General features: G+C 36.2%; 1 protein-coding gene. It reads left to right on the top strand.

Annotated features, from left to right (window positions below; translation table 11 throughout):
* On the top strand, positions 1-663 hold a 663-nt coding region (locus HMPREF9144_RS12715), incomplete at its 5' end, for an IS256 family transposase, variant Zn-binding type (RefSeq protein ID WP_006046529.1).
* Between the last annotated feature and the right edge of the window lie 63 nt (positions 664-726).

Raw genomic sequence — 726 nt, 5'->3', positions numbered from 1 at the left:
TCTGCAGTAATAATAATAGATACGACTTACTTTTCCAAGACATTTGGCGTGATGCTTTTCCAGGACGCATCATCAGGTAAAATACTTTATCGCAAGTTTGTTAAGAACGAAACTAATAAGGATTATCTTGATGGACTTCGGTATATTGCGAAGCGTGGAACTACAATAAAAGCAGTGGTATGTGATGGACACATGGGACTTTTACAAGCTATAAGTTTCTGTCCCGTACAAATGTGTCAGTTCCACCAATTCCAGATAGTTAGAAGGCTTCTTACTAACAATCCACATTTACCTGCAGGCGTTGAACTATTAACTTTAATGAGAAGTATGTTCTCTTTGGGAAAAGAAGAGTTTATAACAGCTTTTGAGAAATGGTGTGATAAATGGAAAGAGTTTCTAGACGAACGAACTCTTCTAATCTCTGGCAAGACGACCTATACACATAGAAGACTGAGAACTGCAAGACGTTCTGTTAAGACTCATCTTAAATGGCTCTATACGTATGAGGATTATACAGAATTACAAATTCCTAATACAACAAATCTATTGGAAGGATTTAACTCACAGCTTAAAAGGGAACTACATAATCATAATGGATTGAATGAAGCTAACAAGAAGAAGTTTATAGATGGATTCATAAATACAAAAAGTAGGCTGGAATGATCAGCCTACCAAATGTCCATTACTAAAACACGTGAGGTTTTCAGCCTACCAAATGTCCATTAC

Source organism: Prevotella pallens ATCC 700821 (assembly GCF_000220255.1).
Lineage (GTDB): Bacteria > Bacteroidota > Bacteroidia > Bacteroidales > Bacteroidaceae > Prevotella > Prevotella pallens.
Note: the sequence above shows the minus strand (reverse complement) of the source record. Positions and strands in the feature narration are given on the sequence as shown.